This window comes from Herbaspirillum sp. LeCh32-8 (assembly GCF_017814915.1).
Lineage (GTDB): Bacteria > Pseudomonadota > Gammaproteobacteria > Burkholderiales > Burkholderiaceae_D > Herbaspirillum.
Genome location: NZ_JAGIPZ010000001.1, coordinates 1111758 through 1125912, shown reverse-complemented (window position 1 = coordinate 1125912; position 14155 = coordinate 1111758). Strand labels below are relative to the sequence as shown.

At 67.1% G+C, this 14155-nt stretch carries 8 protein-coding genes; 7 read left to right on the top strand and 1 reads right to left on the bottom strand.

Annotated elements, in window-relative coordinates; all coding sequences use genetic code 11:
- The first annotated feature begins 125 nt into the window (after window positions 1-125).
- Entirely contained in the window at window positions 126-1736 is a 1611-nt protein-coding gene (gene norR, locus J8I26_RS05100) for a nitric oxide reductase transcriptional regulator NorR (protein WP_209604635.1), read from the top strand.
- A 250-nt stretch (window positions 1737-1986) separates the two neighbouring features.
- Here the strand turns inward: norR and J8I26_RS05095 are convergent, their stop codons facing one another.
- Window positions 1987-2169, bottom strand: coding sequence for a hypothetical protein (locus J8I26_RS05095; RefSeq protein ID WP_209604632.1), 183 nt, complete (start codon window positions 2167-2169; stop codon window positions 1987-1989).
- Window positions 2170-2565: 396 nt separating this feature from the next.
- On the opposite strand from J8I26_RS05095, the gene J8I26_RS05090 reads away from it, so the two are divergent.
- The 6 genes from J8I26_RS05090 (at window position 2566) to malQ (ending at window position 14136) form a co-directional block, all read left to right on the top strand.
- Entirely contained in the window at window positions 2566-2793 is a 228-nt protein-coding gene (locus tag J8I26_RS05090) for a dodecin (protein WP_209604630.1), read from the top strand.
- A gap of 721 nt (window positions 2794-3514) precedes the next feature.
- Window positions 3515-5128, top strand: coding sequence for a glycogen synthase GlgA (gene glgA / locus J8I26_RS05085; protein WP_209604627.1), 1614 nt, complete (start codon window positions 3515-3517; stop codon window positions 5126-5128).
- A gap of 261 nt (window positions 5129-5389) precedes the next feature.
- Complete coding sequence (gene glgB, locus J8I26_RS05080) at window positions 5390-7690, top strand: 1,4-alpha-glucan branching protein GlgB (RefSeq protein WP_245200133.1); 2301 nt, start codon at window positions 5390-5392, stop codon at window positions 7688-7690.
- A gap of 1 nt (window position 7691) precedes the next feature.
- Complete coding sequence (gene glgX, locus J8I26_RS05075) at window positions 7692-9953, top strand: glycogen debranching protein GlgX (RefSeq protein WP_209604623.1); 2262 nt, start codon at window positions 7692-7694, stop codon at window positions 9951-9953.
- Entirely contained in the window at window positions 9950-11821 is a 1872-nt protein-coding gene (treZ, locus tag J8I26_RS05070; protein WP_209604621.1) for a malto-oligosyltrehalose trehalohydrolase, read from the top strand. Before glgX ends, treZ begins: the two co-directional genes overlap by 4 nt.
- Window positions 11821-14136, top strand: coding sequence for a 4-alpha-glucanotransferase (malQ, locus tag J8I26_RS05065; protein WP_245200062.1), 2316 nt, complete (start codon window positions 11821-11823; stop codon window positions 14134-14136). The genes treZ and malQ overlap by 1 nt, the downstream gene beginning before the upstream one ends.
- The last annotated feature ends 19 nt before the right edge of the window (window positions 14137-14155 follow it).

The following is a 14155-nucleotide window of genomic DNA, read 5'->3' as shown; positions in this document are numbered from 1 at the left end:
CGCTTGCCTCCTGTATTGCGAAAGCCGTGCCAGCGAATGCACCCTTTAAAATCAAGGGCTTGGAATACGTATGAGTCATGCTGACCATGTCATAATGACTCAATATTGTTTGATATAGAGTCAAAATGACTTCGAAATCCCTGCTCGATGCCCTGTTGCCGCTGGTGGCCGATCTCTCCCGCGAAATCGACGACCGCGAGCGTTATCGACGCCTGCTGCAAACCATGCGCACGCTGTTTCCCTGCGATGCCGCCGCGCTGCTGCGGCTGGACGGCGACCTGCTGGTGCCGCTGGCGATCGACGGCCTCTCCGGCGATACGCTGGGACGGCGCTTTCGGGTGGGCGAGCATCCGCGCTTCGGCGTCTTGCTGGCCAATGCGGCGCCGACGCGCTTCCCGGCTGACTCGGCCTTGCCCGATCCCTACGACGGCCTGGTCGACGGTCTCAATGACGCCCACGGCGAGCTGGAGGTGCACGACTGCATGGGCTGCGCGCTGAACGTCAACGGCCGTCCTTGGGGGCTGGTGACGCTGGACGCGCTGGGCCCGGGCCGCTTCGACAGCGTCGACATGGCCTCGCTGCAAGCCTTTGCCGACCTGGCCGCGGCCACCGTGAATGTGGCCGAGCGCATTGACGTGCTCTCGGCCACCGGCGAGCAGGAGCGCCAGCGCGCCGAGGCCTACCGGCTTGGACTGGAAGAGAGTCGCGGCAAGCGTGAGCTGATCGGCCAGAGCCCGGCCCAGCAGCAGCTGCTGCAAGAGATCCGCATGGCCGCGCCCAGCGACATGACGGTGCTGGTCACCGGCGAGACCGGCACCGGTAAGGAGCTGGTGGCGCACGCGCTGCACGCCGCCTCGCCGCGCGCACGCAAGCCCATGATCAGCCTGAACTGCGCCGCTTTACCCGACACACTGGTGGAAAGCGAATTGTTCGGTCACGTGCGCGGCGCATTCTCCGGCGCGGTGGCCGACCGCCGCGGCAAGTTCGAGATGGCCGACGGCGGCACGCTGTTCCTGGATGAAGTGGGCGAGCTGCCGCTGGCGGTGCAGGCCAAGCTGTTGCGCGTACTGCAGAGCGGCCAGCTGCAGCGGGTCGGTTCCGACCGCGAGCATCGCGTCGACGTGCGCCTGATCGCCGCCACCAACCGCGACCTGGCCGATGAGGTCAAGCAGGGACGTTTTCGCGCCGACTTCTATCACCGCCTGTCGGTGTTCCCGATCCGCGTGCCGCCGCTGCGCGAGCGCGGACGCGACGTGCTGCTGCTGGCGGGTTTTTTCCTGGAAGAGAACCGCGCGCGGCTGGGCCTTGCCAGCCTGCGCCTTGCGGCCGACGCCCAGCGCGCGCTGCTGGACTATCCGTGGCCCGGCAACATCCGCGAGCTGGAGCACCTGGTGGGACGCAGCGCCCTGCGCGCGCTGGCCGCGTACAAGACCCGGCCCCAGATCCTGACGCTGGGGGCGCAGGAGTTGGAGCTGCACGAGCTACACGGACGCGGTGATGCACCTGGCTTTGATGGCGACGTCGCGACCTCACCGAGCCCAGCACCAGTGGCTTCCGCAGGAGCCCCTGACGGCGCGAATGCCCTGAACCTGCGCGAGGCGGTCGGCCGCTACGAGCGCAAGCTGGTGGGCGACAGCCTTGAGCGTCACGCCGGCAACCTGGCGGCCGCCGCGCGCGAGCTGGGCCTGGACCGGGCCAACCTCAATCGGTTGGTCAAGCGCCTGGGATTACGGTAAGAGGGTAGAAGGGTAGAGGTAAAAAATGCGCACCCATGATTGCGCGCAGCGGCAAGCGTACAGCCGTTGCAAGTCAAGAGGCGACGATCAGAACAGGCGGTCAAGCCTGTCCTGATGTCGTGTGCGCCGGATCCTTGTCCGGCACTGGCTTTGTCTTGGCTTCGAACCTGAGGTCGTCGGCCTGTCTCCACATCTCCTGCTTAATCTTGTTCGAATTCTATGCTTGTTCGACTTCTACGCCCGTACAGACTCAGCCCTGCCGGGCTTCGCCTTCGGCGTCCGCCAACTGGCCGCGAATGCGGATGGCGGTCAGGTGACGAGCGGCGGCGGCATCGTCGTTGACGTGCTGCAGGTCTTCGCCGGTGTCGTTGGCCGCTTGCGCCTGGGCTTGCTGCTGAGGCGTGGCAATGCTTCCATGGTTGAGTTGCGACATGATGATCTCCAAGGGATGAAAATGTCGTGCAGGCTTCGCCGGCAATCGTAGCCGCCGACGGAGCGAGGGCCGTCGCGAGGAGGGCCTGTTGGCTGAACATTATGCGTTCAGGTTGCGCTGCAATATCGGTTTCAGTCCTATTCGCTTGTAGGAAAGACGGTAATTTGCCTCTGTAAGGACGCGATTGCTTGTCGATTTGGCAGCAAAACAGCCGCTTGTTTTGCTGCTGAGCAAAAACATCTCTTCTGCCGCCACGCCCGGCTCGCGCCATGTGCGCTCCCAAGTTCCTACATCGATAGTCGGGCATCGCCGATGGGGCGGGGAGCCCGGCGTGCGTAGCATGAAATCATGCGCATCCGGCGCAAATGATTTACATCGATAGCGAAAGGAGCTTCCATGAGCGAGCGCAAGCACGACAACTCCAACACCTACAAGGTTATCGAGGTCGTCGGTAGTTCACCGAAGAGCAGCGATGAGGCGATCCGTAACGCCATTGCCGATGTCGTGAAGACGGTCAAGCACGTCGACTGGTTCGAAGTGACCGAGTGCCGCGGCCATGTCGAAGATGGCAACATCGGTCACTTCCAAGTCGGCCTGCGGGTGGGATTTCGCGTCGAGGGCTGACCCGCACATTAACTGAAGAGCTGTCCACGCAACTGATCCTTGACCGCAGCTCATCGCGGCCGATGCCTTGCGGGGCAAGGGCGCGGGGAGTGCGGCACGGACGAGCGATACAGAGACGCAATAAGAACCGTCCCCACATAGGCAAGCTCAATTTGCGCGCGTCGCGCAATCTTGTTTAACTGCAGGGGAGCGCTGAAATGCAGCGACGCCGGCCGGATGGAACAACGGGGAATACGGCGCATACCATGCATTCACGCTGCGGCGCAACGCCGCCCTGCGCACGGGAATGCACGCGTCGCCTGAGGGGACGCAGCAAGCGGATGCCGTTTCAGGTCATCCGATTTTCCAGAGTGAAAACGAGGTTGGCGGCGCATGTGGCGCTGGCGCCGTCCGTTTGCGCAAGCCGTTTTCCTTCATCGCGCAATGCCGCGTCAGGCAAGGGATTCGCCGCGATGCAACAGTAGGATTCATCCTACGCCATGTCGGGCTGCTGTCCGATAGTGAGTGCCCGGTGGCAACCGTATAACGTCAACCATCGGCGCATAAAGAATTTCCAGTCGCAATAAAAAAACATGGGACTCGTTGATGCATCCCATTCTTCCGCCAGCGGATCAAGCCATGGCGGCCAGGGATCATGGACGAAGTCTGCCGGCGACCTGCGCGTCTGCGCAAACCAAACGTGCTTTCCATCTCAGGTGCTTTCGAATTTAGGGGAAATATCTTGCAAGCTCGAGTTCTGTTAGTCAGTTCCGAGGCCGTGCCACTCGTCAAGACTGGCGGCCTGGCGGACGTGATCACCGCGCTCGCGGTGTCTCTGCGCAAAGCCGGCATCGATGCCAGCATCCTCATGCCCGCTTATCCCGAGGCGGTGCGCAACCTTGGCGACACCACGCAGATCGGCCTGAAGAACGGACTGCCCGGCGGCGCCGGACGGCTGTTGCGCGGCATCATCCCGGGCACCGACGTGCCGGCGCTGCTGCTGGACACGGCACGCTTCCGCCAGCGCGGGGCCAATCCTTACGTGGACAGCAACGGCGTGGAGTTCAACGACAACGCCTTGTGCTTCGGCGACCTGTCGCACGCCGCCGTGGCTATCTGCGCCGGCGAGACCAGCCTGCCGGCGCCGCACGTGGTGCACGCCAACGACTGGCACGCCGGCTTGATTCCCTGCCTGTTGAAGTTGCGCGGGCTGGACCACATCGGCACGATGCTGACGATTCACAACCTGGCCTTCCAGGGCAACTTCGACCTGCGCTGGGCCGAGCAGATCGGCATCCCGCAGCACTTGCTGACCGGCGACGGCGTCGAGTACTGGGGCAAGCTGTCGTTCCTGAAGGCCGGCATCCGATTCTCGGACTGCGTCTCCACGGTCAGCCGCAACTACGCCCACGAGATCATGACGCCGCGTTTCGGCTGCGGCATGGACGGCGTGCTGTCGTTCCGCAAGCTGGATCTGCGCGCGATCCCCAACGCCATCGACGCCGAGCTGTGGAACCCGGCCGACGACCCGCTGATCGCGCGCAACTTCAGCGTCGGCGACATGAAGGGCAAGCAGGCTTGCAAGCGCGACCTGCAAAAGCTGTTCGGGCTGGACCAGACCGACCCGTTTGCGCCGGTGCTGGGCATCGGTAGCCGTATCTCGCACCAGAAGATGGCCGACGTGGTCATCGCCGCCTTGCCAGGCATGCTGGCGCGCCATGAGCGCCTGCAGGTGGTGGTGCTGGGCTGCGGTGATCATCAATATGAAGAGGCTTTCCTCGCTTTGGCCGAGCGCTATCCGGGCCGCGTCGGCGTGCATATCGGCTACGACGAGCGCCGCGCCCACGCGCTGCATGCCGGCAGCGACATGCTGCTGCACCCGACCCGCTTTGAGCCTTACGGCCTGACCCCGATCTACGCCATGCGCTACGGCGCCATCCCGATCGGCTCGCGCGTGGGCGGCCTGGTCGACACCGTGCGCGATGCCGCGCTCGATCCGGCCAACGCCACCGGCGTGCTGTTCGACGGCGAGACCGTGGACGACATGCTGCACGCCGTGGCCCGCGCCTTTGCGCTCTATGCCGATGGCGAACGCTGGCAGGCCATGCAGCGCAACGCCATGCGGGTGGACTGCGACTGGTCCGGTCCGACCCAGTCCTATATCGACGCCTACGTGCACGTGGCCGACATGGCGGTGCGCCCGCTGTTCGCGCCGCCGCGCGTTGCAGCGGCGGTGGCGGCCGAGCGGCCGGTGATCAATGCCGACCGCGCGGTGCGTCCGGCGGCGGCGATTGCCGCGGCTATCGCCGGCGTGGTGGGCGGCGCCGGTCCGGGCATTGCGGTGGCGGCCGCGTGAGCGGCGACAACTGCGCAGACCGGCCTGCCTCGCAGGCAAGCCAAGGAACATGCCGCCGTCAGGTGCGCCGACCAGCGCGGCTGACGGCGGTTTTTGCTGGCGCGTCGCCACGGCGCGCGGCTTTCATCAATATCGATAAAAACAACAGGAGTTTGCATGTCCGGCATGTCCGTCATGGCCTATCGTGAGACGGTGGAACAGCCGTCCGCCACCGCAACCCCCTCCCATGCCGCCGCCGGCGGTTCGTCCCATCCCGTCCCGATGAAACGGCACGGCCTGTCCCCCGAGGAGCAGGACCTGTTCGCCGCGCTGCTGGAAGGCCGCTTGTCCCAGGCCTTCGCCCTGCTGGGGCCGCGCTACCTGAGCGAAGGCGAGGGCGGCATCACCGCCATCCGCGTGTTCCAGCCGGGCGCCGACAAGGTGCGCGTGCTGTGCCGCGCCAGCGGTCGCCTGCTGGGTGAGCTGGAGCAGTTGGCCGGCCGCGGCGGTGAGGCCAGCGGCCTGTTCGCCGGCGCCGTAGTCGGGCTGGATCGCAGCCGGCACGCTGTGCCCTATGTGCTGGAAGTCGACTGGCATGAGCGTGACGGCAGCGTCAGCGTACAGGCGACCGAGGATCCGTACGCCTTTGGCCTGCTGTTGGGCGAGCTCGACCTGCACCTGCTCAAAGAAGGCCGCCACCGCCAGCTGGCTGACTGCCTGGGCGCGATGCCCACCGAGATCGACGGCGTGCCCGGCACCCGCTTTGCGGTCTGGGCGCCGAACGCCGAGCGCGTGTCGGTGGTGGGCGACTTCAACCAGTGGGACGGCCGCCGCCATGTGATGCGCCTGCGCCACGAGCCGGGCGTGTGGGAAATCTTCATCCCGCGCATCGGCCCCGGCGATGTCTACAAATATGAAATCCTCGGGCGCGACGGCGTGCTGCTGCCGTTGAAGGCCGACCCGGTGGCGCGCGCCACCGAAGTGCCGCCGGCCACCGCGTCGGTGGTGGCCGACGCGCGTCCGTACGCCTGGGGCGACAGCGACTGGATGGCGCAACGCCAACAGCGCCAGTCGCAGGCGGCGCCGATGTCGATCTATGAAGTGCATCCCGCCTCCTGGCGCCGGGTGCCGGAAGAGGGCGCGCGCAACCTCAGCTGGGATGAGCTGGCCGACCAGCTGATCCCGTATGTGGCCGGTCTGGGCTTCACCCATATCGAACTCATGCCGGTGATGGAACATCCCTTCGGCGGCTCCTGGGGTTACCAGCCGATCAGCATGTTTGCGCCCAGCGCGCGCTTCGGCAAACCGGAGCGCTTCGCCGCCTTCGTCGACCGCTGCCACCAGGCCGGCATCGGCGTGCTGCTGGACTGGGTGCCGGCGCATTTCCCCAGCGACCAGCACGGGCTGGCGCAGTTCGACGGCACCGCGCTGTACGAACACGCCGACCCGCGCGAAGGTTTTCATCAGGACTGGAACACGCTGATCTTCAATCTCGGCCGCAACGAAGTGCGCGGCTTCCTGATCGCCAGCGCGTTGGAGTGGCTGGAGCATTTCCACGTCGACGGCCTGCGCGTGGACGCGGTGGCCTCGATGCTGTACCGCGACTACAGCCGCAAGTCCGGCGAGTGGGTGCCCAACATCCACGGCGGGCGCGAGAACCTGGAAGCGGTGGCCTTCATGCGCGAGCTCAATACCGTGGTGGCCGAGCGCTGCCCGGGTGCGCTGATGATCGCCGAGGAGTCGACCTCCTGGCCCGGCGTGACCTCGCCGGTCAAGGACGAGGGCGACCACCACGGCCTGGGCTTCAGCTACAAATGGAACATGGGCTGGATGAACGACACCTTGCGCTACATGCAGTACGACCCGTTGTTTCGCCGCTACCACCATCACGATATGACCTTCGGGCTGCTGTACGCCTTCTCCGAGAACTTCATCCTGCCGATCTCGCATGACGAGGTGGTGCACGGCAAGCGCGCCTTGCTCAACAAGATGCCCGGCGACGAATGGCGGCGCTTCGCCAACGTGCGGGCCTACTACGGCTTCATGTGGGCGCACCCGGGCAAGAAATTGCTGTTCATGGGCAGCGAGTTCGGCCAGCAGGACGAGTTCGACCACGACTGCTCGCCGCCATGGCATCTGCTGGAAGAGCACGGCAACCATCCGGCGGGTCACCGCCAACTGCGCAACCTGGTGGGCGACCTCAACCATCTCTACCGCAGCGAGCCGGCATTGCACCAGCGCGACTGCCGCGCCGACGGCTTTGCCTGGGCGGTGGGCGACGACAGCGTCAACAGCGTGCTGGCGTTCTTCCGCTACGCCGACGAAGGAGCGCCGGTGCTGGTGGTGGTCAACATGACGCCGGTGCCGCGCGAGAACTATCGCATCGGCGTGCCGCCGGTGGCGCCCGGCCACAACGGCATCTGGCGCGAGATCCTCAACACCGATGCGGCTGTCTATGGCGGCAGCAATGCCGGCAACATGGGCACGGTGCGCGCCGAGCCCTTCTCCTGGCACGGCCATGCCGCTTCGGTCGAGCTGATGTTGCCGCCGCTGTCGACCCTGATCCTGCGCCGGGAGGGGTGAGATGAGCGTCGCCTTTCCCGACCGTCTGTTGCCGGGAGTGTCCTATCCGCTGGGCGCCAGTTCCGACGGCCTGGGCGTGAACTTCGCCGTGTTCTCGGCGCATGCCACGCGCATCGACCTGTGCATCTTCGATCCGTCCGGCAAGCGCGAATTGAAGCGCATCCCGCTGCCCGAATGCACCGATGAGGTGTGGCACGGCTACCTGCCGGGCGCCGCGCCCGGGCTGGTGTACGGCTACCGGGCGCATGGCCCGTACGAGCCGGGCAAGGGGCATCGCTTCAACCCGCATAAGTTGCTGCTCGATCCCTATGCCAAGCGCCTGGTCGGACAAGTGCGCTGGACCGATGCGCTGTACGGCTACCGCATGCACTCGCCGCGCGCCGACCTGTCCTTCGACCGTCGCGACAGCGCCGCGGCCATGCCCAAGGCAATGGTGACCGAGGAGGCCTTCGTGTGGGAGCACGACCGCTTGCCGCAGGTGCCGTGGAACAAGACGGTGATCTACGAGGCGCACGTGCGCGGCATCTCGAAGATGCGCGAAGACCTGCTGCCGCATGAGCGCGGCACCTTCGCCGCGTTGGCCGACCCGGCCTTCATCGACCACCTGCTGCGGCTGGGCGTGACCACGCTGGAGCTGATGCCGGTGCACGCCTTCCTGCAAGACAGCTTCCTGGTCGAGCGCGGCCTCTCCAATTACTGGGGCTACAGCACGCTGGGCTACTTCGCGCCCGAGCCTTCCTACATGTCCATGGGCGACCCCAACGAGCTGCGCATGGCGGTGCGCCGGCTGCACAGCGCCGGCATCGAGGTGATCCTGGATGTGGTCTACAACCACACCAGCTGCGGCAGCGAGCTGGGGCCGACGCTGTCGTTCCGCGGCCTCGACAACGCCAGCTACTTCCGCCTGATGCCGGGCCGGGAGCGCTACCACATCAACGATACCGGCTGCGGCAACACGCTGAATCTGTCGCATCCGCGCGTGCTGCAGATGGTGATGGATTCGTTGCGCTACTGGGCCCAGTCGTTCCATATTGACGGCTTCCGCTTCGACCTCGGCTCCACGCTGGGGCGTGAGGCCAACGGCTTCGACCCGGGCTCGGGCTTCTTCGACGCCTTGCTGCAGGATCCGGTGCTGTCGCGCCTGAAGCTGATCTCCGAGCCGTGGGACATCGGTCCCGGCGGTTACCAGCTGGGCAATCACCCGGCGCGCTTCGCCGAATGGAACGACAAGTTCCGCGACGACATGCGCAAGTTCTGGAAGGGCGACGAGGCCATGCGTGGCGGCTTCGCCCAGCGCATGCTGGGCTCGGCGGAAATGTTCGAGCACAACCGCCGCAAGCCCTGGGCCACGGTCAACTTCATCGCCTCGCACGACGGCTTCACGCTGCGTGACCTGGTCAGCTACAACGGCAAGCACAACGAGGCCAACGGCGAGAACGGCAACGATGGCCACAACGACAACGCCAGCTACAACTGGGGCGCCGAGGGCGACACCGACGACGCTGCCATCCTGGCCGCGCGCGGCTGCGCCCAACGCTCGATGCTGGCCTCGGTGCTGCTGGCGCAGGGTACGCCGATGCTGCTGGCCGGGGACGAATTCCACCGCAGCCAGGGCGGCAACAACAATGCCTATTGCCAGGATAACCAGATCTCGTGGGTCGACTGGGACCAGGCGCGCTCGCCCGAGGGCGCCGCGCTGACCGCCTTTGTCGGCCGCGTGACGGCGATCCGGCGCGACTTCGAGGTGCTGCGCTGCGGCTACTTCCTGCATGGCACGCACATGGTGGGCGAGGGATTGCAGGACGTGGCCTGGTTCGACGAGGCCGCGCAACCGGTGTCCGACGAGGACTGGCGCAATCCGGTGGCGCGCGCCATTGCGCTGCAGCTGGCCGGCAAGCGCCAGGAGCCGCACAAGCAGCTGAGCTCGCGCATCCACGACGCTGCCAATACCGAAACCCCCAGCGAACTGGCCGAGGCGGTGCCGGACGTGCTGCTGATGTTCGTCAACGCCGGCCATGAGCCGATCACCTTCAGCTTTCCGCGCCCGGACGACAACTATTGCCTGCTGCTCGACACCACCTGCGCCACCGGCATGCCCGACGGCGAGAGCGGCAACCTCAGCGTGGGCGGCGACGCCTTGGTGACGGTGGCGGCGCACAGCCTGCAGGTGTACGCCAACCGGCCGCTGCACCTGTCGTCGGCGATCTATCCGCTGGCCGCCAATGAATGGATTACCCGTAACGAATGGGGAGAACGCGCATGAGCGCCCAATATTCCTGGCCGTTGCCGTTCGGCGCACAGTTCATCGCGCCGGGCCATGTGCGTTTTCGCGTCTGGGCACCGGGCGCCAAGACGGCGGCGGTGGAGATCGACGGCCGCGGCCGCGTGCCGATGTCGGCAGAGGCGGACGGCGAGGGCTGGTTCTCGCTGGAGACCGAGTGCGATCCCGGCAGCCGTTACCGCTACGTCTTCATGTCGCAGGTGGACGGCGAAGTGGTGGCCCCCGATCCCGCTTCGCGCGGGCAGGCCGGCGACGTGTTCGACCCCAGCCTGGTGGTCGACCCGCACGCCTACCAGTGGCAATACACCGCCTGGAACGGCCGCCCCTGGCATGAGACGGTACTCTACGAGCTGCACCCCGGCGCCATGGGCGGCTTTGCCGGCATCCAGCAGCGCCTGCCGGAGCTGGCCGAGCTGGGCATCACCGCCGTCGAGCTGATGCCGGTGGGCGAATTCCCGGGCGCGCACAACTGGGGCTACGACGGCGTGCTGCCGTTTGCGCCGGACGCCGCCTACGGCACGCCGGAACAGTTGAAGGCCCTGATCGACACCGCTCACGGGCTTGGCATGATGGTGTTCCTGGACGTGGTGTACAACCACTTCGGGCCGGACGGCAATTACCTCAACAGCTACGCCCCGGCCTTCTTCCGCCACGACATGAATACGCTGTGGGGCGCCACCATCGATTTCCGCCGGCCCGAGGTGGACGATTTCTTCACCCACAATGCGCTGTACTGGCTGCAGGAATATCGCTTCGACGGCCTGCGTTTCGACGCCGTGCATGCCATTTGCGAGCCCAAATGGCTGGAGCGGCTGGGCCGGCGCATCCGCCAGGAGATCGGCAGCGAGCGGCATGTGCACCTGGTGTTGGAGCACGACGGCAACGCCGCGCACCTGCTCGGCTTTGGCGCCGACGGCGAGGGCGGCAAAGGCTGCGAGGGCAGCCACGTCTACGATGCCCAGTGGAACGACGATGCGCACCACGTGCTGCATGTGCTGCTGACCGGTGAGGATGGCGGCTACTACGCCGCCTATGCCGAACAGCCGGCCGAGAAACTGGCGCGCTGCCTGAAAGAGGGCTTCGTCTACCAGGGCGAGGTGTCGCCGTATTCCGGCGAGCCGCGCGGTGAACCCAGCGCCGGCCTGCCGCCGACGGCCTTCGTCAACTTCCTGCAGAACCACGACCAGATCGGCAATCGCGCCTTCGGCGAACGCCTGACGGTGCTGGCCCATCCGCGGGCGTTGCAGGCGGCGCAGGCCTTGCTGCTGCTGGCGCCGCAGATTCCGATGCTGTTCATGGGTGAAGAATTCGGCGCCGAGCAGGCCTTCCTGTATTTCACCAGCCATCGCAACGAGGACCTGGCCCGCGCCGTGCGCGAAGGGCGCCGCCGCGAGTTCGCGCGCTTCCCGCAGTTTGCGGACGCGTCGTTGCTGGAGCAGCTGCCGGATCCCAACAGCTTTTCCACCTTCATGACCTCGATCCCCGAACCCGGCCCGGCGCCGGTGGCGGCTGCATGGCTGACCCGCACGGCGCAACTGCTGCGTATCCGCAGCGTACACGTCGCGCCGTTCCTGCGCGGCGCGCATGCGATCGAGGCACGCGCGATCGGGCCCAAGGCAGTCAACGCGCGCTGGATGCTGTCCAACCGCACGGTGCTCAACATCACCGTGAACCTGGCTGAAGAAGGCCTGAGCGAATCGCTGGAGCAAGTCGCGCGCAGCGCTGCGCTGGCTGGCGCCGATGTGCTGTACGACAGCGGCGGCGCGCTGGATGGTCTGGCCGCGGGACGTTTCCCCGGCCACGCCATCCTGGCCATCCGTGAACCGGCCATACCGATGGGGAGTTTGTAATGAATGCAATGACCGCCATGGCTGATACTGCGCGGGCCCACGAAGCGCGCACCAAGATGCCCCCGCAGGCTTCCCCGTCCTTCGAGAAGCCCTTGCACCAGCTGGCCGCGCAGGCCGGAATCGCCGTGCGCTGGACCGATGCCTACGACCAGCCGCAGGTGGTGGGCGACGATGCCCTGCGCGCCATCCTGAGTTCGCTGGGGCTGCCGGCAGACACCGACGCTGACTGCCGCGACAGCCTGGCGCAGCTGGCGCGCGAACAATCGGTGGGGCAATTGCCGCCGCTGGTGACCGGCGTGCAGCACCAGCCGGTAGAGCTGCCGATGTCCTCGCGCCTGCACGGGCAGTCGTGCCGAGTCGAGCTGGAAAACGGCGCACGCCTGACGCTGCTGATCTCGGGCGACGTCACGCGGGCGCCGTGCATCCCGGCGATCGACCTGCCGGGCTACCACCGCCTGCTGGTGGCCGGCCACATCCTGACGCTGGCCATTGCGCCGGCACGCTGCTACACCATCGCCGATGCCCTGCGCGAGAGCGGCGGCGAGCGCGGCTGGGCCTTGTCGGCGCAGCTGTACAGCCTGCGCAGCGATAGCCTGAAGCCTACGCGCAATGTCTACGGCGACGGCGGCATCGGCCACTTCACGGCGCTGGCCGAACTGGCCGAGGCCGCTGCCGGCTATGGCGCGTCCGCGCTGACGATGTCGCCGGTGCATGCGATGTTCGGCGCCGACCCTGGTCGCAGCAGTCCGTATTCGCCCTCCAGTCGTTTGTTCCTCAATCCCTTGCTGATCGACCCCGCCGCCGTGCTGGGCGAGGGCGCTCAGGCGCAGGTGCTGGCTGAGGGCGGGCCCGAAATGATCGCCGCCCATGAACGCCTGCAGCGCGCCACGTTGATCGACTGGGCGCGCGCCGGCGCGCATCGACTGCAGCTGCTGCGCCGCCTGTATGCCTTGTTCCTGACCGAGAGCGCGCACGACGGTAGCCGCCAGGCCGCCTTTGCCGCCTTCAAGCTCGAGGGCGCAAGCGCGCTGCATGCGCATGCCCTGTACGAGGCGTACAGTCACGCGCTGGCCACCCGGGGCGAGCCGCATGCGTGCGACTGGCGTCACTGGGGCAACATCGGCAGCAGCCCGGATACGCCGCAGATACGCGCCTTCGCCGAAGAGCAGCGCGGCGAGATCGACTTCCACATGTTCCTGCAATGGCAGGCCGCGCGCGGGCTGACGCAGGCCCAGCGGCGCGCGCGCGAGGCCGGCATGCCGATCGGCCTGATCGCCGATCTGGCGGTCGGGGCCGACAACGGCGGTAGCCAGGCCTGGAGCCACCAGCGCGACATCGCCGCCGGCCTGACGGTGGGCGCGCCGCCCGATCTGCTGGCGCCGCAGGGGCAGAACTGGGGGCTGGGTGCTTTCTCGCCGCTGGCCTTGCGCCGCAGCGGCTATCAAGCTTATCTGGCGATGCTGCGCGCCTGCTTCGCCCACGGCGGCGGGGTGCGCATCGACCACGTGCTGGGCCTGAACCGCCTGTGGCTGGTGCCGCAGGCGCTGGGCGCGCAGGCCGGGGCCTACGTGCGCTACCCGCTGCAGGACATGCTGCGCCTCATTGCGCTGGAGTCCTGGCGTCACCGCGCGGTGGTGATCGGCGAAGATCTCGGCACGGTGCCGCCCGGTTTCGACCGCGTGCTGGACGACGCCGGCGTGGCCGGCATCCGCGTGTTGTGGTTCCAGCGGGACAAGAAGCACTTCCTGATGCCGCAGGACTGGTCGGACAAGGCCATCGCCGTCACCACCACGCACGACCTGCCGACCGTGGCCGGCTGGTGGGCCGGCGCCGACATCGCCTGGCGCGCCCGGCTAGGCCAGCTGGACGACGCGCCGGGATCGACCGACACGCTGGTGCAGACGCTGGCGCAGCGCGAGCTGGAGCGTGAGACGCTGTGGCAGGGCTTCCTCGACCAGGGGCTGTCCAGCGGCGCGGTGCCGCAAGCTACGCCGGAAGAAGCCGAGGCCATGGCTGAAGCGGCCGAGCCGCAGGAGCAGCCGCAGTCGCTGCAGTCCTGCGCGGCGGCGGTGGATGCCGCGCTGGAGTTCGTGGCGGCCACGCCGGCGCCGCTGGCGGTGGTCCCGGTGGAAGACATCCTCGGCCTGGCGCAGCAACCGAACCTGCCCGGCCTGACCGACCCGCACCCCAACTGGCGACGCCGGTTGCCGGCCGACGTGCCGCAGCTGTTTGCCCCGTACGAGGCGCGCGCCCGGCTGGAGCGATTGCGCCGCGTGCGCGGCGTGAGCATCGCTTCAGGCGCCGACAAGAAATAAAGCCGGCAACGGCGCATCA